The sequence below is a fragment of the Enterococcus sp. LJL99 genome, from assembly GCF_054871725.1.
Window position 1 is genome coordinate 177,785 of record NZ_JBTXLT010000001.1, and the last position, 21,001, is coordinate 198,785.

The window sequence follows — 21,001 nt, forward strand, 5'->3', positions numbered from 1 at the left end:
AGAAAATAACATAACAGTTTTAAAATAATTGATCCACCAACATATACCAACAGAACAACGATATTCTAATGAAAAAATTTGATATGCAAAAGAAGATAATAGAACCAATAATTAATTCAACTTTTCTGAACAAAATAATGCGACTATTGGAATCTCATAAATTTAAATACTATATTTTTGGTTATTTAGCACTATAACCAATACAATCTAGATAAATCAAGAGAGCACCCTATCAATTAATTGACAGAGGTGCTCTTAGACTGTAGATAAAATTATAAATATCGATTAATTTGGCATCAACGACACATGGATTTGAATAGAGAAATCCATAAAAAGAAAACAAACCACGAAACGAATAGTTACAGATGTATACGAAAATCATATTATGAGTTAGATTAAATATTGAAGGACTTAAAAAATCGACATGCGTCTAATTACCAATCCCTCTTAGTCTAAAATGTATTATGAGGTAATAAGAAAATTATTTGTTGCAATTTCGTTAATTCAGTTTAATTCTAAATCTAATTATAGAAAAAATCAGCAATAATCCTAAAACAATTATGGCAGGATTATTTGTTTCACCTGTATTTAACAACTCATTTCTAGATGAATTATTTGATATTGAGTTAATTGTTTTTTTATTTATATCATCTATATTTTTTTCAGTAGTACCTCTCTTCATCCATTTAGCATAGAGAGTCGTCGCCTGCGTTATCGGTGTATTAAAATCAAAAAGTTGTGTCAACGCTTCATCTACATACCAACCTGCAAACGTATATCCTTCTTTAATTGGATCATTCGGTTTGATTACTGTGGCGTTTTCCGCAATCGATTGACTCGGAACTAAGCTTCCACCATTACTATTGAAATCGACTGGGTACTTTTCTACCGGCAACACATTTTCCGTCCATTTAGCATAGAGAGTCGTCGCCTGCGTTATCGGTGTATTAAAATCAAAAAGTTGTGTCAACGCTTCATCTACATACCAACCTGCAAACGTATATCCTTCTTTAGTTGGATCATTCGGTTTGATTACTGTGGCATTTTCCGCAATCGATTGACTCGGAACTAAGCTTCCACCATTACTATTGAAATCGACTGGGTACTTTTCTACCGGCAACACATTTTTCGTCCATTTAGCATAGAGAGTCGTCGCCTGCGTTATCGGTGTATTAAAATCAAAAAGTTGTGTCAACGCTTCATCTACATACCAACCTGCAAACGTATATCCTTCTTTAGTTGGATCATTCGGTTTGATTACTGTGGCATTTTCCACAATCGATTGACTCGGAACTATGCTTCCACCATTACTATTGAAATCGACTGGGTACTTTTCTACCGGCAACACATTTTTCGTCCATTTAGCATAGAGAGTCATCGCCTGCGTTATCGGTGTATTAAAATCAAAAAGTTGTGTCAACGCTTCATCTACATACCAACCTACAAACGTATATCCTTCTTTAGTCGGATCATTCGGTTTGATTACTGTGGCATTTTCCACAATCGATTGACTCGGAACTATGCTTCCACCATTACTGTTGAAATCGACTGGGTACTTTTCTACCGGCAACACATATGCTGCCCATAGTGTAATATTATCCGTCACACGATTTTCATTGAAATCCCACAAAATTGGATTTCCCGATTCATCTAAGGCATGATACCATCCAATAAATTTGTACCCTGCTTTTTCTGGATCTGCAGGTTTTTCTGTTATCAAGCTCCCATCCTCTACCTCTATTTTGAACCAAGTGGGATAGCTTGTTCCATTATCTGGATCAAACACTACAGTATGTGTTTGTTCATATGCTGCCCATAGTGTAATATTATCCGTCACACGATTTTCATTGAAATCCCACAAAATTGGATTTCCCGATTCATCTAAGGCATGATACCATCCAATAAATTTGTACCCTGCTTTTTCTGGATCTGCAGGTTTTTCTGTTATCAAGCTCCCATCCTCTACCTCTATTTTGAACCAAGTGGGATAGCTTGTTCCATTATCTGGATCAAACACTACAGTATGCGTTTGTTCATATGCTGCCCACAATGTAGTATTATCCGTCACACGATTTTCATTGAAATCCCACAAAATTGGGTTTCCCGATTCATCTAAGGCATGATACCATCCAATAAATTTATACCCTACCTTTTCTGGATCTGCAGGTTTTTCTGTTATCAAGCTCCCATCCTCTACCTCTATTTTGAACCAAGTGGGATAGCTTGTTCCATTATCTGGATCAAACACTACAGTATGTGTTTGCTCATATGCTGCCCACAATGTAGTATTATCCGTCACACGATTTTCATTGAAATCCCACAAAATTGGGTTTCCCGATTCATCTAAGGTGTGATACCATCCAATAAATTTGTACCCTGCCTTTTCTGGATCTGCAGGCTTTTCTGTTATTAAGCTCCCGTCCTCTACCTCTGTTTTGAACCAAGTAGGATAGCTTGTTCCATTATCTGGATCAAACACTACAGTATAATGTTCTAATTCTTCAGCCTCCATACTAATGCTAGTCACTACATTAAAAAAACAAAAAAAAGCCAGCATAGCTACTAATATTCTTTTTTTCAAAAAAATCATCCTTTCAATATGTTAGTGACATTCTTCTATTCTAAATAACTAACACTAATTAAACTTAATCCATCACTGTTACGTCTATCTACACTTCAATTTTCTAGTTAAAACTTTTAGTCTTCGTGAAGCTTCACTTTATAGCCTAATCCTCTTATGGTACATACTTCTATGTAATCATTGTAATCTCTTAATTTCTTTCTCAAATACAACGACAATGTAGCTAACTGTGCTTTTTTTTGTGTTGATCCCCAAAGTAAGTTTGATAAATACTCATAGCTTTTAACATCATCAGGATTAACTAGAAGTTCCGCTAATAATTTGTACTCCCTTTTAGTCAGATAAACAGTACACTCACCTAATTTCACACTTAGCGACTCTGGAATTAATATAAGATTGTGTTTTCTATCATAATTCCCTTTTTTTATTTTTCTCATAAATACTCGATTAATTACTAGTATCAATTCATCACTATCTTCCTTTGAAAAGACACCATCTGCCCCAGAATATAGATATAGTAAACTAGACATTTTATCTTTTTTTTCTGGCAAACTAATCCATACTAACACATCAGAATATTTACGAATTTCGGTTAACCAAGACAATATATTTTTACCATCTTCAGGTAAATTGATAATAATACCATCTAATCCTAACAAATCTTCTTTTAACTTTTTTTTTATCAATCGTATATTAAAACCTTTTTGTTCTAATGTTTCTCGGAATAAATCATCAAAAGATGAAATCAATCCTATATTCATCATATACATTCCTCTCTATGAAAATATCTTTTTTAAGTTATATATTTAGATAACTTGATAATAAATAATTATACAATGTTAATAATGAATTGAAAGAACAATAATTTCATATTAGTTATGTTTTTTTTATCATATTTTTTTATTTTTCACTTTGAAAAAGATAAAAAAATATGCGATAATTTAAAAACTAAGTTAATTTACTATGAATCTTATGCCAAATTTTCATTTCAAAATAATTAGAATCACTTTAGATTAGATAAACCAACCATTATTAGTAAAATATATCTCTTTCATTAATATGAATTTCTGTTTTCTTAAAAAATTATGTTCAACAAATTCTTAGTAAAGGAAAAATACATTGAAAAAATAATTTTTAGAATAAAAATTTTTCAATATAATAAAAAGGAACGTAGCCTATCGAGATTGAGTCAAATGTGCTTAGCTCCAAGAAATAAGAGGAGTTTCCGAAGAAGCTGCTTTTATACCAACAGTTATTCGATTTTAAAAAGATAAGACAAAAGTGTTCTTTATTTTTGTTTCGCCCACATTTTTAGCTTAGCTCTCTAATTCACAAGTTTTATTGATTAATTTTTTTATATTTCAAGTTTTTGATTTCATATTTATTTCTATTTTTATGATTAAAATTATTCAGGAGGAATTTATAGATGGAACATATTTTTTTGGAAGATATCATATTGGATAAAGAAAATTTAATTAAGTATAACATTATTAAAAAAATTGAAGAGTCGGGTTTGTTAGAAGTTTCAAGCTCATATCTTTCAGCAGAACTTGGTATTTCACTCAGAACAGTATATAATTTGATAGATCAAATAAATAAAGATTTCTTATCTATTAAAAACCGGCCATTTTTTACTATCGCGCGAGGTAAAAAAATACAGGTCAACGAGACAGTTATTTCGTCAAAACTATTTAGGTCTTTTTGGTTTAAACAATCTTCCATTTATAATTTTTTCTATTCGATATCCTTCACAAAAACATATGATTTTGATTCCTTTTGCGAAGATAATTATGTAACTCATTCTACTATGTTAAGAAGGATAAACAAATTTAAACCAATTTTCAAAAGATTTAATATTAAATTTTCATCAACAAAATATAAACTGGTTGGAAACGAGGAGAATATTCGATCTTTCATATACCATTTCTTTTGGCTTGGATCTGATGGTATTTTTTGGCCATTCAATTGTATTGATGAAATCCCTATAATAAATTTCATAACAAAAAATCCAGCTTTAAATCAATTCTTATTTAATGAAATTATCCTAAAACAAATATCTTTTTGGATGGCGATTTGTATATTAAGAGTTTCCATCGGAGAGTTAATACTTGAAAATGAAATTGTTGAGTCACTCCTCCAAGAAAACAGATATTTTCAAGCAATTAATTATCAGTTTACGTTTGAAAGCTTGCCTAATTTTAATTTAGAAGATTTAAGATTTGTATTTTTGATGATTACATGCAAACCAATTTTTTCTAGACAGTCTCTATTCGCAAATTATCTTAATGATTACTATCAAGTTAAAATTCCCGAAATATATTCATTTTGCTCAGAATATAAAAAATATATTCTGACAAACTCAAACATAGCAATTACAGATTTTTCTCCTTATGAATTGGTTAACTTTATTTCTGTTACTCTAGGTGTCTATTTACAAGGTATCCCTTTTATAAGTTTAAAGCCCTTTCAAACAACTACTTATGACAAAGCACTTAAACTTTCAACTGATTTTTTAGAAATGTATATTGAGAAGAATCCAAATTTTATATTAAAAGATAAAAAAGAGCTTCTCTCTCAAATTTATTCTCAAATGTTAATACTAAGTTTTGGACCCGAAATTTTTTCTATACCAATCAAAATAGGACTCATTTGGGAAATAGAACGTGCTCCATTAGATCAATTAATTCACTTTTTAAGACTTTCATCGGGGGTTGAAATAACAGAACTAAACATTCATAGTAACAAAAATGCCTACAACTTAATAATTTCTACTTCTTATTTGGAAATTCCTCGTAATGTAAAATTATATGTGTGGCAACAAGCAACTATGTTTCACAACATTATTAATATATTATCAATCCTTATCTCACTTAATTAATATAGAGTTAATCAAATAACTTCGTTTTTGATAATCAATATTATTTGAATCCAAGTAAATCAAATAATATTTTGAAAATGATTTCAAGTTAAGATCATAAAAAATACAACTTATCTCAATCTGTTATGTTCAAATTTCAAATAATGTTGATAAATAGACCAGTTCTATTAACTATTATTTGTATAATTCTAAAAGGAAAAGCCTTTCTTTTTCTACTATTTGAAATTTCATTTCATTATGTTTTGAATATTTTACAATAAAGATAGACATTGTATACGTAGTAACTTTTTCAAGTTCTCCATAGTTCATCTAACACGTATCTTGTTTTTCATTTGAATCTACAGATATTCGTTAAATGGTTGGTTCTCTTTTTTCTAGATTTTTCTTCTCAGACTAGTACTACAACTGACCCAAAATTTAGGTCATCTTCTCAACCTCAAAATTTCTTTGTTGTACTTGAAACAAATCAAAATTCTGGATCAATTCACACAATTTTTAGCGAAGAAGAGGAAATTGAAAAAACTAAAGAATTTTTCGTTTCAACGTTTTTTTCTAACGATGATGTGAGTTTTGTTCCTATTAATAAAGTAGGAGAAGACTATGTAATCAAATGGATCATTGTATCTATGATATAGCGGGTGGATCAGATAGTGTTAGGTTTTATCATGGATTTCCACAAAGAGTAGTTATAAAAAACTGACTCTTATAGAACTCCATACTAATTACAACTGTATAGAATTTATGCAATCTTCTACATTAATTTGATAAACTTCACTACTTTAGCACTCATTGGATACTACATGAGTGGGACAAATAGCCATAGCGACTATCGCCCAACCAAACAGAATGGAAATTTAAAGTAATCGACCTACAACCAAACTCTCTTTTGCTGATTATTTTGAAATGGTATACTTGAAAAATATTGCTACCATAAGGATAAATAATCCTAACGAAATCGGAACAATCCATTTTAAGATAAACTTACTTATTTTGTTTCCAATTTTTCTTTCATATTCAAATTCAGGATTATATCGATCGGTTTTGAAATCATTTGGTAAACGAGATAAAAATAAGCCGTTCGTTTGTTTTATTACATATCCAAAAATAACGATTATCAAACTAATTAAAAAGAGAATAGCTACTATTATTAATTTTGATTCCAATGATTTTAGCCTCCTATCAATCGTTTTTGGTAAATCTGATATTACCATCAACTTAATCTAGCTTATTGTTCTTTTCCCCAATATAATTCATATTTTTTTATAGACATGTTTAATTCAGGATGCTCTTCCGCCATTGTTTTAATGAAAAGATATTCTGCTTTATGCGGCTCTGGCTCCCCTTTGTTTTCTGATAATTTTAAAATGCTATTTATTTCTTGATCAGACACCTTTTCAATAGCTTCTGACGTTGCTCCTGCTTGAAACATTCGTTCACGTTCAGTTGAATGTCCATCAAACGTTTTTTTAGTACGATCTATTTGCTTCTTGAGTTCTTTTGCATCTTCCATTATTTTTTTTGAGCCATCGTTTCCTTCAGCAATCTCTAAATCTTTTAACGCCGTTTCCCAATCCCTATTATAGCTAATATTGCGTTTCGCACTTAAATAACTATCTATTTGTTTTGATATTCTGTTTACCATATAGTCATTCGGATACTGTTGTTTCAAATTGTAGCTAATATCTATCGCTTGATCATAGTTTTCCTGATCTATATTGTCCAATAACTTTTTATAATCAATCCTATTTTCATTTGGTCGATTATTCGCTTCTATCTTTGAAGGATATTTTTTACTGCTACATCCCACGAGTAAAACCGCTATTAATGCTACCAAAACAATCACTTTTTTCATTCTTTTTGCTCCTTGCTAACTCTTTTTAACTATTTATTTCAAGAAATTTTTTCTAAGATTTGAGCAGCTGTTTCTTCTATAGATAAATGAGAAGTATCTATGTTTATACTATCGATTTTTTTAAAATTATCTAATCGCTCTATTGCTATTTTGATTGATTCTTCTGTTCTAGTTCCACTTAATATATCTTTTTGAATATTACTTTTTAATTTATTTTCTTCAGAAATTAATGAAATGGACGTAAAATCAATATCTATAATATCTAATCCACTTAAAATATCATCTATAATTTCTTGTCGATCCATTACCCAACAAAATATAATCGTTGTAAAATTTGAATTACTAATATATGAATTTAAAAGGTATTGAATATTATCAAGTACCATTTTTTTATTTTCTTCATTGAATACCCAAGGATTCATATACCAGCACCAATCGCCATCTAAAAAAACACAATTGTTTATACTGTTTTTTAGTCTATTTGAAACACTGCTTTTGCCAATCCCCATAGGGCCACTTATAAATAATAATTTTTTCAAAACAATACCTGTCTTTCTTACTAGTTATCATTCATTTTTACTATAGTCAATTTCATCCTTACAATTCTATACAATTCCATTTATTAACCATAAACGATTGTCCTTCATCCGTTGATTCAATAATACTTACACTAGTATTCTTTAGTGGCGTTCCTTTACGTATGTCGGCTAATTTTACTCCTTGAATCGTCTTGATAAAGCTTTGTAATAATAATCCGTGAGAAACAATTAGAACTGTTGCATCAGGATTTTCCTGAGCAATTCTCTCAAAAAATTGGAAACTTCTAGTTAGCACATCCTCAAATGTCTCTCCTTCGCTCGCTACTGCTTTATACAAATGCGGTTCCTTTACTAGTTGTTGAAATTCTTCTAGATGACGATAATCAGCTTCACGTTTTCCTTCCCATTTCCCGAATTCCATTTCTCTTAATTCAGGAATAGTTAATACTTCATGTGGGTAGTTATTTTCATTTAAAATGAGCTTACAAGTATCTTGTGCCCTTTTTAATGGACTAACCAACACTTTATCAAAGTGAATTGAACGTAACTGTTTCCCCATGTGAATGGCTCCATTTATTCCTTCTTCAATCAAAGCAGAGTCAACGATTCCTCCTTGGAAATACCCTTGTTGATTAAAGATTGTCTTTCCGTGTCTAACACAATAAAAAATGGTCATTTTCCATTCCATTCCTTTCTATTTTATGTACTTATATTTCTTCTTCAATTTATATAAGAGCAATTATCCATTTATCATTACTATTTTTCTTCATTCCATTATACCATCTTCATACCTATCTTTTACTATAACATCATCAATTCCTATGACTATTTCAGATAAAATAATAAGCAAAACAAACCATTTATCATTGCTATTAAGTATGATATAGTCAAATTAATAGAAGATTAAAAAAAGGTAGTGAGTACTTGTATTAAAGGAGGATTTATGAAAAAAGGTACTTGTTTTTTTATGGTTTCACTCTTAACTATTTTAGTCGGTTGTAAAAAAGAAGATGAGACAAAAGTCAAACTTGAAACAATTGATACAACTTTAGTGCAAAAAATTGTTGGAGAATGGCAGGATGATAGTTATGACTATGACGAATATATCATTTCAGTTGATAATCAAACGATTCATTTTAATTCAGAAATTTTATCCATAATTTCTACAGAAAATAATAAAATTTATACGAATGAAAAAAATGATAAAAAATCACATTACACTTTTGTAGTCGAAAATGATGCTGTTATTGTCTATCCAAGTTATGAAATAGAACAAACTTCAGATGAGATAATGGTTGGTGGAGATTTAGCTCCGATAACACTTAAAAAAAGTCCCGAAATTTCCACCACTAACATTTTAGGTAGCTGGAAATCGATTGAATCAAACTATCCAGCATTTATAAGAGTGAAAGCAACTTTTGATCCAGATCAAATTGAATTGATAATTGAACAAAATGAGGAAACAACAAATAGTAATCCTATTTTATTAACCTTAGAGTCTAAAAGTCATTCATCATTAACGTATCTAAATGAAGATAAAACAGTCAATTACACTTTTTCTAATTATGAAAACAGAAAACTAATTCTCGGAACAAGCGCTACTGGCAAGGACGTTATAGGCGAAGGGCGACCCTATATCTTGGAAAGAGTACAATAAATTTTAATAAGGGAAAAGAAACACCTTCGTATAACGAGAAATTGCCTCTCATTGCAAAAAGCAAGAAGAACACAATAGTTCAATGAACAACCTCACCTTTTTTTGGTACTAATCGCTTAAACAAATAGACTACTTTTTAGATAAAGATCGTTTTCACCGAAATATATCTATCATTTTTTTTAAATTCAATTATTTGTTATACTGAATTTATCAAATGGAAAGGAGATTTGAAAATGAAAACAACAGCGGAGTTAAAAAGTGAAGCTAAAGGTATTTTGAATGGACGCTGGAAAGATAGCGTCTTAATGTGTTTAGTTCCTACTCTAGTTTCGATTGCGATCGGATTGGTATTATTCTTTTTATTAGTTTTACCTACAATCACATTTGTTCAAAATAATGCTGATTTACTAAACAGTAGTGCAAATTATGATGGTAACTCTGGAGGTAGCGGTGGAAGTGGTTTTGTAGGTGGGTTGATTGGTGCCTTATTCAGTACAGGAATTTCTTGGACTTTTCTTGATCTTTTACGAGGAAAAAGAAAAACAATCGAACCTTTTTCAGATGCGTTTCGCGGTTTTGCAGGTCCAGTTATTCTAGGCGTTATTTGTATTTATTTATTAATGACTGTGTTTATTTCTTTATGGTTACTCTTGTTAATCATTCCTGGAATTATCAAAGGCTATTCTTATTCACAAGCTTACTTCATTTATTACGATCGTTACCAAGAAACAGACTTACGTCCTGGCTTTCTAGAATGTATTACTCGTAGCAAGCAAATGATGAAAGGACATAAAGGTCATTTGTTTATCTTAGATTTAAGTTTTATCGGCTGGCACTTACTCGCAATTCTAACTTTCGGAATTGGTTATCTTTGGTTGAAACCTTATATTACCGCAACTAAAGCAGCATTCTACGAAAATTTACCAAAAACAATTGCTTAAAAAATAAACCCGATTAAGTTGGACAAAAAGCTAAAAGCTTCGTCTCAGACTTAATCGAGTTTTTTTATTTAAAACTTATACTTTCTTGATAAATTGACTTTGACATTTTGCACAAGTAATTTTTATCTTCCCTTTTCCTTTTGGTGCCCGAAGTTCTTGTTTACAATTTGGGCAAGCAAAATATTTGTAGGCATGACGATTTTTAACCTTATTTTTTGTCCTAGAAAATCGATTAACTACCTTACTTTTTAACGCAAGATATTTTGTGTTTTCATTTGCACGCGGATAGATTTTTTTTGAAAAAAATCGATAGTAGGTTACTATAAGAATAAGCCAAGGAATAACCCGCAAAATAGTGGCATTTAAAAATATATTTAAAAACATCCCTGCAACACTTATACAAAGCAACGCACGATTCAATTGATCAAAGTGACCATATCTACCGCTCATCATCCGTTGAAATTTTGTTTGCCAACGTAATAATCGTTCCATCCATATTCGTCCCATTTTATCGCCTCTTTCTATTGCTATTATCCCAATAATTTTAAGCTGATTCAAGCATGACATTCAAAATAAAATAAATAGTTAATTATTGAACTCACTCCGCCTCATAAATTTTTTTATTAGCATTAGAAAAAAGGATGCCTCACACTTACTTGCTTGTTCAAAACTAAACGCTTCTATTTTAACTTTTTAATCTCTTAAAAATGAAAGATTTGATGTTTTTTTTATATAATCTTCATTTTTTTGATTCCAGCCTATTTCCTTCATTATTCAGTACTTATTGCACCATTCCAAGCGGACATCCCACCTAAAACATTGGTTATTTCATACCCTGAAGAAGCTAGCAATTGACTTGCAACTTGAGAACGTCCTCCTGAATGACAGATAACATAATAACTTGGCTCTTTTAGTGTGGCCATTTGTTCTTCTAATAAACCCAATGGTATATTTATCGCATTATGAATATGTCCATTTTCAAATTCACCCACTTCTCTAACATCAATCACCGTTAAAGTCGTTTGTTTTACTAACTGTTCAAATTCATTCATACTGACAGATTGATACATTCTTCTTCCTCCTTTGCAATTCAATAAAGATGGTTAGATTAGGGATTCAATAAATTAGTTAGAAAACTATGATGTTCAACTAACTTATTAAATCTACCAAAAACTTATACTATTAGTTCACAAAAAAATTCTTACTAAGCCAAACATTTTATTTCATATTTCATTACAATAGCTAAAAAAACAATAGCATCTTTTTGAATTTTCTGCCAAAATTTAGCATTTAGAGCATGACAAAAAACTCAAAATAATCTGAATCGCTTGGTTAAGCTTGGATTATTTTGAGTCTCTTTATTTATTTTTTTACTTGCTTAATCGTTCTTAGTGAGTGGTTCCAGTGTTTTCTTCAATATCAACATCTGTTTTTACCGCTGCTTCAATTGCATAAGTTAATGAATCGGCAATGGTTTGAATTGGCATTGATGCTGTTCCTACTGGACGATCAATCACTTGTGTTGGTTCAAACGGTACATGGATAAAGCCACCTTTTACTTTTGGAAATTCACGTTCAATCGTGTACAACAAACGGTACATGATATCATTACAAACAAACGTACCAGCCGTATATGAAATGTAAGCAGGTAATCCATGTTCTTGAATATTTTTCATCATCGCTTTAATCGGTAAAGAAGTAAAATAAGCTGTTTCGCCATCTTCCTCTAGCTTAACACCAATTGGTTGATTTCCTTTATTGTCTGGGATTCTAGCTTCTGCTAAATTGATTGCAACACGTTCTAATGAAACAGCTGCACGTCCACCAGCTTGTCCTACACAAATAACGATATCTGGCTGTTCTTTTTTCATTGCTGCTTTTAAAACATCCCCGCTTTCAGCAAACACTGTTGGGATCTCTAGCTTAATGATCTTCGCTCCTGCAACTTCTTCTGGGATCAATTTTACTGCTTCATAAGCAGGATTCACTTTATCTCCGCCAAATGGATCAAAACCAGTTACTAAAACTTTCATCGAAAAGTCCTCCTAAAAATTATTTAAATAAAATCATATAAACGATTTGGAATACCAGCATAAAAATAGCGATAAACCATTGATTTTTAATAACACCATATTTATCTTTCATATCTAACATTGCGACCGGAACAATATTAAAGTTGGCTGCCATCGGCGTCAACAACGTTCCACAATAACCGCATGTCAATGCTAACATACCAACAAGGGCAGGGTTGGCACCATACGCTAAAACAAATGGCGCACCAATTCCAACAGTCATCACTGTAATCGCAGCAAATGCATTTCCCATAATGATCGTAAACAATAACATTCCTACTGCATAAACAATAATCCCAACATTTACATTTCCTTCTGGTACTACATTTCCAACCAATGAAGAAATCACATCACCGACACCAGCGATAGTAAAAATAGCACCCAATGAAGCCAATAACATTGGTAACATACTCAATGGACCAACTGTTCCCAACATATCAGAAGCATCATCTAAAAACGTTGTTGGTTTATTATTTTTAGAGAAAATCATTAAAATAATCATTGCAACAAACACACCGACACCAACACCGACCAACGCGCCTAAATCTGTTCCTAGTGCAAAAATAATTGCAAAGACACCAATACTAAGTGCTGGAATAAAGATTTTCATGCCTAATTTTTTCGACATATCTTCCATATACTCTTTTGAAGGAAGTTTACTATTTCCTTTACTCACCTTCTTGAAAATAGCTGGAATGGTCATAGAGAAAATTAACACACCACTAACAATCGCTGGAATAAATTGACCACCGCCAATCACAATTCCCAACACACACCAGAAAAAACCAGTTCCATAACGATGTGGATTACTTTTATCTAAAAAATTTCTAATTCCTGTATATAATAGCACTAGACCCATAATGATATAAAGAACTTCTAATAATTTTGCGCCTAGTAAAATTTCTGGGTTTGAAAAATAAGACATTAGTTAGTTACGCTCCTTTTTTAGTTGAAACACCATAATATTTTTTCATCAATCGACGTTCTTTTAAGTAAAAATAAATACTTGCCGTTACCAATGCAACTAACGCTACTGGAATTTCTACAAAAGCCAATTGTGCAAGTGTTACTTCATAGCCTAATTCTTTTAACGTTGATTGAACTAATAGTCCGCCAGATCCCCCAATAAATAGTACCTGACCAAAGAACCAGCAAATATTTTCCATAGCTGACGCCATGCCTTTAAGCTCTTCTTCATACTCTGGATTCAATTCTAAATTTTGTGATTCAATCGTTCCTAAAGCCATTGGCAAAATAATCGGACGTACAAATCCAGCTACCCCGCCAAAACTAACATTAAATGCTGCAAAAATCATTCGGAAAACACCATAAATATCGATAATCAAACCAGCTGAAACTTTTTTAAATCGTTTGATTAACGTTGCCGCAGATTCTTTCAATCCGTTACGTTCTAACGTTCCTGTTGCCAACATAATAATAATAAAAATTGCCATTCCGCGATTACTTACGAAACTAGTCCCAAGGGTTTCAAACATCCCCTCAATCCCAATTCCACCAATCAATGCTGTTACAACTAATGAAATCATCACGATTAAGATTGAGTCAAGTTTCAATGCAAAACCAACGATTACAATCAGTACCCCGATTAAACTAAAAATATTTTCCACTACATATCCTACTTTCTATTTTGTTATATATGAATATTTAAAATCCAATTGTGCCATTGCTGGAATAATCCCTTTTAAATGAGTGTTTCTTAGATGAGCTTCTGCTGATTGATACAATGGACACACACCCATATCTTCCATAATAATCTGATCCGCCTTTTGTAACTCATCCCAACGTTTTTCAACATCTTGTGCATATTTTCCGGCAGCTAACGCAACTGCTTCATCATAGGCTTGATCACTATACTTACCATTATTATTCGCATTATCAGAAGTAAATAATGTCGTAAAATTACTGGCATCAGGATAAATTGCGGACCAACCACCCATCACTAAATCAAAATTTTGCGTATTGCTGCGATCTAAACGAACGGCGAACGGTACTGGAGAAACAGTAACCTTCATTCCAGGTAAAGCATCTTCAATACTACCTTGTAAATATTCTACAATCCGCTTGGATGAGTCCGTATCTGAAGCCAAAATATCAATTGTTAACTCATCAATAGATAACTCTTTTTTCGCTTTTTCCCAATATTCTTTCGCTTCTTCAGGTTTATAAGCTAAATAGTCCCCTGCTTCTTTGGCAAAATCTTCTCCTGTTTCAGGATTTTTCATCATGCCTTCTGGGATTAAACTAGTTGACGGAATTGAACCATTGCCTAAAATGATTGACGTCAAACTTTCACGATCAATTGCCGCTGAAATTGCCTTTCTGACATTCTCATTTTGAAATTCTTTTTTTGTTTGATTAAATTGTAACCACATGGTATTCGATTGTAATTGAGCAATAAATTCCTTGCTATCTTTTAATTGTTGCGCTTGCTCACCGCTCACGATAATATCGTCAATCTGTCCACTTTCAAATAAATTCAATGCAGTTCCAGCTTCTTTGATCACTTCAACATCGATCGAATCCATTGTGACATTTTCTTGATCCCAATAATTAGGATTTTTTTCATATTTCCATGAAGTGCTGATTCCCGGACCTTTGTAACCAGTTAAAACGAAAGCACCATTATAAACAGCCTTTTCGCTTGTACTATAACTCTCTTTCCCATTTTTAGTAACTTCGGCTTTATTTTGCGGGAAAAATGTCGGTAAGGTTAACAGATCTTTGAAATACGCTAACGGCTGTTCTAACGTAATTTCCAATTCATAGTCACTAACCGCTTTAATTCCTAACGTATCAACTGAAGCTTCTCCTTTGGCAATTTGCGGATAATTTTTGATTGGTTCATAAAGATAGGCAAATTCGGCTTGAGTTTCTGGATTTGTCGTTCTTTGCCATGCAAATACATAGTCTTCTGCTGTAACAGGGTCTCCATTTGACCACTTTGCATCTTGTCTCAATTTAAATAAATACGACTTTCCATCTTCACTAACAGTTGGTTCTTCTTCGGCACCCGCTAACGCTGGGACACCTTCTTTATCTAATCTATATAACCCTTCGCCAGTGTTTTTAACTACACCATAGCCAATCACATCCGTTTGTAAGGATGGATCGATTGAAGGAACTTCCGCTTGGACAGCGATTTTAAACGATTGATCCTTAGCCAATTCAGTTGATTCTTGCCCTTCAGAGGACGAATCAGTTGATTTTGTTTGACCACAGGCTGTAATAAACATGAGTGACATTGCAACAGTAATTCCTCTAATAATTTGTTTTTTCATAGCTATTCCTTTCTACCATCAATACTAAAACCAAAAGTTAAAATCCGTCATGTGAAAAGTTAAAAAAACGAAATTTTATTTCACCTAAAAATCTTTAACTCCTCCATTATACACAAAAATGAATGATTTTTTAATAAAAATTAGGATGTTCTACACAATTTTTTAATCTTGTATAGGACATCCTAAAAAGAAAATTTCTTTTTATTACTGATTTAAGTTAAAACTAAGGCTATTACGAACTAATTTCTATTTTACAGGAAAATTGATTTTCGAATGTAATTTTTCTGTTCGCAATTGCATAGCAACTTATTCCCCATATTGTTTTTTCATCATTCTAAATAAAATTCCAAAAACAAGTCCATCAAATATAATAGCTTCTATGTGCATATGCATATTATCAAGAAGGGATCCGTAAGGCATTCCAGCTGAAATAACTGGGATAAAATATCTGCCACTTTCTTGCCACTTATTACTAGGTAAATTACCAATAAAAAGTTGAATAATATGTAGTAAAAATATAATGATCATCGTATAACCTAGTGCTTTAAATACCATAAATTCATATCTTTCGTCAATTTCGTGCTTTCTGACTTTGACCAATAACTTAATTGCTTGTATTATAGAACGTATTCCAAAAATCCCTAAAAATAAAATTAGTAATGACGAGCCTATCCCCAACACTATATCCATATCCTTCACTCCTTGTCTTCTAAATAAAAAATTTCATCAAATGAACAATTGAAAAAAGCAACTAATTTTAAAGATAACTCTAAACTTGGGTTATACTTCCCATTTTCTATTGCAATAATCGTTTGTCTAGATACCTTTACTGCTTTTGCCAACTCTCCCTGGGTGATTTTTTTTTGTTTTCTTGTTTCTCTAATTGTGTTGATAACTTTCATGAAATTCTCCTTTTAAAAGTAAAGATATCTTAACTAAATCATAGCATTCGACTCAAAAAAAGTCTAGATATATTTACATTTTTATTATCAAGTATAGAATTATCGTAATTTAAGCAAAAAGTGATAACCAAATAGCATTTCAAGCCAGTCAAATAATAAAACTTTCTTAATTTTTCCAAATTTTATCAGAAGCTTTACCTTTATTTGCTTTAATTCAATATATATCCAGTGACTAGCTAAATCAATAAATATTTTAATTAGTACTTTATAGTAGAAACGAGGTTGTTATGCAGACATTTACATTTAAAAATAAAAATATTTTACCGATTTTATTGCTTCTTCTTTTATCAATCACAAGCCTGATTTTTCTTTTAAATAGAAATACTTCCGTTGTTGAAGACACCGCTACTGAAGAGCAAAAAGCGTTTATTACTACGATTGCTGAAGAAGCGCGGTTACTTCAAGATCAAACGCATTTATTTGCAAGTATTACGATTGCTCAAGCCATTTTAGAATCCAATTGGGGCCAAAGTGAATTAGCTGTTGAAGCCAATAATCTTTTTGGAATTAAAGGTTCTTACAATGATCAATCTAGTATTTTGCCTACAAATGAAGTGATAGATGGCGAGACGATAACAATTGAAGATTCGTTTAAAAAATACGATACTGTGCAAGAATCTATGGTTGATCATATCGATTTTTTGTCTGTCGGGACATATGAGGCAATCAAAACGAGTAAAAATTACAAAGAAGCTGCCTACGCTCTCCAAAATGGCGGTTATGCGACTGATCCTGATTATGCAGAAAAATTAATTGCTTTAATTGAAGAATTTCAGTTAAACAAATATGATTGATAAAAAAATAGTGAACCCCAAAGCGAACTATTACTTTTTGGGTTCACTACTTTCTTGCTGAGCTTTATCTTATCGATTATACTACTGCATTAATCGAAAAGATAACTCAACTGGATTATGATCAGAATATAAAAAACCAGTATCAACCACAGCTATTTTCTGTGCCTTGATATTTTTTGAAAGAATAAAACCATCAATCAACGCTACGAAAGACTCACCTTCAATATAAGGTTTATCGAGATTTCTTACCGAAGGTGTTACCATTCCAGTTTCTTGATAAGTAACAACTTCTAACCCAGCTGGCAATTCTTCTTTTGGAAAACGTTGGAGCCAAGAATAATCTTCTGATGTGTCATTTTCAAATATTTCGTTCGAAGAAGTCAAAAGGTCATGGTTAAAATCACCGCCACATAACACATAATTTCCTTTTTTATATTCCTTTTCCATCTGATCAAACAATGTCCTAAGTTGTTTTTTTTGAATAGCTTCATCTTTTAAATAGGCTGACAAATGAACATTGTACAACATCAAGCTTCTACCGTTTTCAACTGGAATTTCAGAAACAGTAAAGGCACGATCTAAATCAAAAAACTTATTAAAATTCGTCTCGATTGGCAAACTATATCTTCTACTTTCAATCATTTTCGTATTACTCAATGTCAGTAAACCTGATTTAGATTTACCAATTGGATCTAGAATGGGATACATCAAATAGGCTGAATCATAATTTACCGCAAATGCTTGATCGTAAGACGTAAATGCTTGTCCAATTTGAGTTACTTCATCTACTTTGCGACTTCTAGTAGCTGCTTCATCTACTTCTTGAAACAAAGCAAAATCTGGTGTTTGAGATTGAATCGTACTAATAGCACCATCAATAGCTTCTACCACACTTTGTTTACTTTCAGCTTTTGATTTTTCACCACCATCCATAAAAAAAGTATAGTCTGGTGGATAAGAACCATAACCAATATTATACGTCGTCACTTTATACTCATGATCTAGACTCAATTCGCTTTCCTCAGTTTTATGTGTAATGCTAAGTCGTTGATTATCCGCAACTCGATGATAACTTAAATAAACATAAGCAACATACACTAACAAAATGGAAAAAAGGATCACTAGTAAAAGCAGGAAATATCTCCACCAATTCTTTAGTTTATCTGTTTTCATTTTTTGCTCCTATTTTCAATTTATTGTAGTATTTATCGGGAAATTCTTACGAGGGAGTGTCTGAACACTTTCCCCTTATTTCACAGCATGGATACTGATCCATTTACTTGTTTCCTTTATTTCAATTATAACAAAGCCAAGCGATTTTAATAATGCAGTAAAATGGGAAACTTCTTCATATTCTTTTTTATGGTAATGAATTTTATATTTTTCCGTCACCACAAATAATGAACCATTACTTTTTAAAATACGATATAGTTCTCCAAATCCTGCTTCGACTTCATCCCAGTACATAAACGTTTGAATCGCAGTTACCAAATCAAATGTTTCTTTAGCAAAATCCAAATAAGCGACATCAGCAACTTCCAATTGAACCAAACCAGTTTCTATAGCTGTTCGATTTATTTTACTAGCAACTTCAAGTGCTGTCTGAGAAGTATCGATTCCAACTATTTTTCCAGTTGAAACCCTTTTAGTAAATTTTTGAATCGTCCTCCCTCCACCACAACCAACATCCAAAATAACCAGATTTGATTGCACTTCATAATTGGCTAGTCCCCAATCGGTCATATGATCAAATGTACGATTCCAAATTTTAGCTAAAACCAAACCAATTTTTCCAAATGGTTGCTTCGATTGACGAATAAAATAAGCAAATAGAAACTTCAATGCAAAAAAGCTAATCAAAAGAACAATAAAAACAACTTTCCAATTCATCCTTCATAACACTCCTTTTTGAACTTTAACATTTAATAGTTCAAAAAAATCATATCTTACTCTTAGATTACTGTCAACATTTTTTGAACTTTTTATTGAAAAAGTTCATTCACATTGATAAAATGATACATAGGAGGTTATTATGAATAAAGCTGAGCAACGAACGACAAAGAAAAAAGAAAAAATTATTCAAATAGCACTTGAACGGTTCTCTCAAAAAGGATATTCCTCTGTTAGCATTGAAGAAATTGCAGCAGAAGCTAACGTCTCTAAAGTCAGCATTTTCACTTATTTTGAAAATAAAAAAGGATTATTGGAAGCTTGTATGATTCAATCGATGGGCCAGCTCTTTTCTGAAGCAACCAAATTGTTAAATTCATCGATTCCTTATCGTGAAAAATTATTAGCCGCACTTGCTTTATGCCAAAACCAGTCCTCTATACAAGCGAGTCAACTCTTAACTGCTGAAATCAACCATCGAAATAGGCATGCTGAGCTAATTAGAACTAAGATAGAAAAACAAAAACTTACGATTTACGAAACGTATATCGACTACGGTCTGACTCATAATGAAATCGATCCAAGACTAACTAAATCCGCTATTCTCGCATTATTAGCCGCTATCAACGCTGAATCTTCCATTACCGAAGAATATCTTCCACAAATAATTCAGATTCTTTTCGACGGTTTTTTATTGAACTAACCGCTTGTAAAGTAAAAGTACGCTGAGATTCACAACAAACGAGTGAATTTCAGCGTACTTTTCAATTTTGACTAATCAACTAAAAAATTGTGGCTGAGACAAAAGTAAAAACCACATTTTGTCCCAACCTTTCTTATAAATCAAATTAAACGAAAGATTCAGTGACTACTGATTGCAAAGCATTCTTATTCTTCATCTTCAAGCTCAAACATTTGTTCACTCCAAAGATATCCTGCCGGATCTTCTGCGATGTGATACAATTTGGCTGCTTTATCCACTTGTAATTGTGTCAACAAATCCATTTTTTCATATGGAACAATCGACAAAATAGTTACCTCACTACCAATTAAATGTCTCATGCCTGGATAAACTTCTACTTTTCCATAATGCTTACCTACTTTTAAATCTTGACGTACAATCATCTTGTCATTAACTCTCATCACTTTGCTTCCTTCCTGTTTACGTATTAAGATCGATTTTGCAAAAAAACATTCCAAAATCAGATTAGTAAGATGTGAAACATTATTTAATTGCAACCTATGCATTTAAATAGACTTCATATATTATAAAATAGTCATCTTCTAGTTTGGTTATAGAAAAACAGTCTATTCTCCCCCCATAATAACATTTTCTTCCAAAATATTAAAACAATCTTGACTATCGCCATATTGTTAGGTTAAAATGACAGTATAAGAAAACAGAATAGAAGGCGCTCCGAAAAAAAGACTGCAATCTTATTGACCGAGCCCTGTATTATCAACACAACAATAATACAAACTGCCTATAACAATTACATTAACAATCTCTATGTTACTCAAAATTCAAAAAAACGT

At 31.9% G+C, this 21,001-nt stretch carries 22 protein-coding genes; 5 read left to right on the plus strand and 17 right to left on the minus strand.

All coding sequences use genetic code 11. The features are described from left to right. Window positions 1-499: 499 nt before the first annotated feature. Window positions 500-2,581, minus strand: a complete 2,082-nt coding sequence (locus ACYSNW_RS00835) for an InlB B-repeat-containing protein (RefSeq protein ID WP_461742402.1) — start codon at window positions 2,579-2,581, stop codon at window positions 500-502. A 116-nt stretch (window positions 2,582-2,697) separates the two neighbouring features. Then, window positions 2,698-3,345 (minus strand): winged helix-turn-helix domain-containing protein, encoded by a 648-nt coding sequence (locus tag ACYSNW_RS00840; protein ID WP_461742404.1) that lies wholly within the window; start codon window positions 3,343-3,345, stop codon window positions 2,698-2,700. 662 nt (window positions 3,346-4,007) lie between these two features. Between ACYSNW_RS00840 and ACYSNW_RS00845 the strand changes: the two genes are divergently transcribed. Next, window positions 4,008-5,459: a helix-turn-helix domain-containing protein gene (locus ACYSNW_RS00845; RefSeq protein WP_461742406.1), complete on the plus strand. Its 1,452-nt coding sequence runs from the start codon at window positions 4,008-4,010 to the stop codon at window positions 5,457-5,459. 893 nt (window positions 5,460-6,352) lie between these two features. On the opposite strand, the gene ACYSNW_RS00850 is transcribed toward ACYSNW_RS00845, so the two are convergent. The 4 genes from ACYSNW_RS00850 to ACYSNW_RS00865 form a co-directional block, all read right to left on the minus strand. After that, window positions 6,353-6,622: a hypothetical protein gene (locus ACYSNW_RS00850; protein ID WP_461742407.1), complete on the minus strand. Its 270-nt coding sequence runs from the start codon at window positions 6,620-6,622 to the stop codon at window positions 6,353-6,355. Between the two features lie 62 nt (window positions 6,623-6,684). Next, the gene (locus tag ACYSNW_RS00855) at window positions 6,685-7,311 is read right to left on the minus strand and encodes a hypothetical protein (RefSeq protein WP_461742409.1); all 627 of its coding nucleotides are present in this window, start codon (window positions 7,309-7,311) and stop codon (window positions 6,685-6,687) included. Between the two features lie 38 nt (window positions 7,312-7,349). Next, complete coding sequence (locus ACYSNW_RS00860) at window positions 7,350-7,850, minus strand: AAA family ATPase (protein WP_461742410.1); 501 nt, start codon at window positions 7,848-7,850, stop codon at window positions 7,350-7,352. Window positions 7,851-7,908: 58 nt separating this feature from the next. Continuing rightward, entirely contained in the window at window positions 7,909-8,526 is a 618-nt protein-coding gene (locus ACYSNW_RS00865) for a histidine phosphatase family protein (RefSeq protein ID WP_461742411.1), read from the minus strand. A 267-nt stretch (window positions 8,527-8,793) separates the two neighbouring features. On the opposite strand from ACYSNW_RS00865, the gene ACYSNW_RS00870 reads away from it, so the two are divergent. Further along, the gene (locus ACYSNW_RS00870) at window positions 8,794-9,507 is read left to right on the plus strand and encodes a hypothetical protein (RefSeq protein WP_461742413.1); all 714 of its coding nucleotides are present in this window, start codon (window positions 8,794-8,796) and stop codon (window positions 9,505-9,507) included. A 233-nt stretch (window positions 9,508-9,740) separates the two neighbouring features. Next, window positions 9,741-10,448 carry a DUF975 family protein gene (locus ACYSNW_RS00875; RefSeq protein ID WP_461742414.1) on the plus strand — a complete coding sequence of 236 codons (708 nt, stop codon included), beginning with the start codon at window positions 9,741-9,743 and terminating at the stop codon, window positions 10,446-10,448. Window positions 10,449-10,523: 75 nt separating this feature from the next. On the opposite strand, the gene ACYSNW_RS00880 is transcribed toward ACYSNW_RS00875, so the two are convergent. From ACYSNW_RS00880 to ACYSNW_RS00915, 8 genes are all read right to left on the minus strand, one after another. Further along, window positions 10,524-10,955, minus strand: a complete 432-nt coding sequence (locus ACYSNW_RS00880) for a hypothetical protein (protein ID WP_461742415.1) — start codon at window positions 10,953-10,955, stop codon at window positions 10,524-10,526. 263 nt (window positions 10,956-11,218) lie between these two features. Next, complete coding sequence (locus ACYSNW_RS00885) at window positions 11,219-11,518, minus strand: rhodanese-like domain-containing protein (RefSeq protein WP_461742417.1); 300 nt, start codon at window positions 11,516-11,518, stop codon at window positions 11,219-11,221. A gap of 318 nt (window positions 11,519-11,836) precedes the next feature. Then, complete coding sequence (gene pcp / locus ACYSNW_RS00890) at window positions 11,837-12,481, minus strand: pyroglutamyl-peptidase I (RefSeq protein ID WP_461742419.1); 645 nt, start codon at window positions 12,479-12,481, stop codon at window positions 11,837-11,839. A gap of 19 nt (window positions 12,482-12,500) precedes the next feature. Next, entirely contained in the window at window positions 12,501-13,445 is a 945-nt protein-coding gene (locus ACYSNW_RS00895) for a DUF979 domain-containing protein (protein ID WP_461742421.1), read from the minus strand. A 7-nt stretch (window positions 13,446-13,452) separates the two neighbouring features. Beyond that, on the minus strand, window positions 13,453-14,148 hold the full coding sequence (locus ACYSNW_RS00900; RefSeq protein ID WP_461742422.1) for a DUF969 domain-containing protein: 696 nt from the start codon (window positions 14,146-14,148) through the stop codon (window positions 13,453-13,455). 15 nt (window positions 14,149-14,163) lie between these two features. Then, window positions 14,164-15,819, minus strand: a complete 1,656-nt coding sequence (locus tag ACYSNW_RS00905; protein WP_461742424.1) for a peptide ABC transporter substrate-binding protein — start codon at window positions 15,817-15,819, stop codon at window positions 14,164-14,166. A 306-nt stretch (window positions 15,820-16,125) separates the two neighbouring features. After that, the gene (locus ACYSNW_RS00910; RefSeq protein ID WP_461742425.1) at window positions 16,126-16,509 is read right to left on the minus strand and encodes a hypothetical protein; all 384 of its coding nucleotides are present in this window, start codon (window positions 16,507-16,509) and stop codon (window positions 16,126-16,128) included. Window positions 16,510-16,514: 5 nt separating this feature from the next. Further along, complete coding sequence (locus tag ACYSNW_RS00915) at window positions 16,515-16,721, minus strand: helix-turn-helix transcriptional regulator (protein ID WP_461742426.1); 207 nt, start codon at window positions 16,719-16,721, stop codon at window positions 16,515-16,517. 287 nt (window positions 16,722-17,008) lie between these two features. On the opposite strand from ACYSNW_RS00915, the gene ACYSNW_RS00920 reads away from it, so the two are divergent. Then, complete coding sequence (locus ACYSNW_RS00920) at window positions 17,009-17,575, plus strand: glycoside hydrolase family 73 protein (RefSeq protein WP_461742427.1); 567 nt, start codon at window positions 17,009-17,011, stop codon at window positions 17,573-17,575. 81 nt (window positions 17,576-17,656) lie between these two features. On the opposite strand, the gene ACYSNW_RS00925 is transcribed toward ACYSNW_RS00920, so the two are convergent. Beyond that, window positions 17,657-18,748 (minus strand): exonuclease/endonuclease/phosphatase family protein, encoded by a 1,092-nt coding sequence (locus ACYSNW_RS00925; protein WP_461742428.1) that lies wholly within the window; start codon window positions 18,746-18,748, stop codon window positions 17,657-17,659. 75 nt (window positions 18,749-18,823) lie between these two features. Next, window positions 18,824-19,465: a class I SAM-dependent methyltransferase gene (locus ACYSNW_RS00930; RefSeq protein ID WP_461742429.1), complete on the minus strand. Its 642-nt coding sequence runs from the start codon at window positions 19,463-19,465 to the stop codon at window positions 18,824-18,826. Window positions 19,466-19,607: 142 nt separating this feature from the next. Between ACYSNW_RS00930 and ACYSNW_RS00935 the strand changes: the two genes are divergently transcribed. Continuing rightward, a complete protein-coding gene (locus ACYSNW_RS00935; protein WP_461742430.1) occupies window positions 19,608-20,168 on the plus strand; it encodes a TetR/AcrR family transcriptional regulator in 561 nt (186 codons plus the stop codon). A gap of 185 nt (window positions 20,169-20,353) precedes the next feature. Here ACYSNW_RS00935 and ACYSNW_RS00940 read toward each other — a convergent pair whose 3' ends face one another. After that, window positions 20,354-20,608, minus strand: coding sequence for a hypothetical protein (locus ACYSNW_RS00940; RefSeq protein ID WP_461742431.1), 255 nt, complete (start codon window positions 20,606-20,608; stop codon window positions 20,354-20,356). Window positions 20,609-21,001 lie beyond the last annotated feature (393 nt).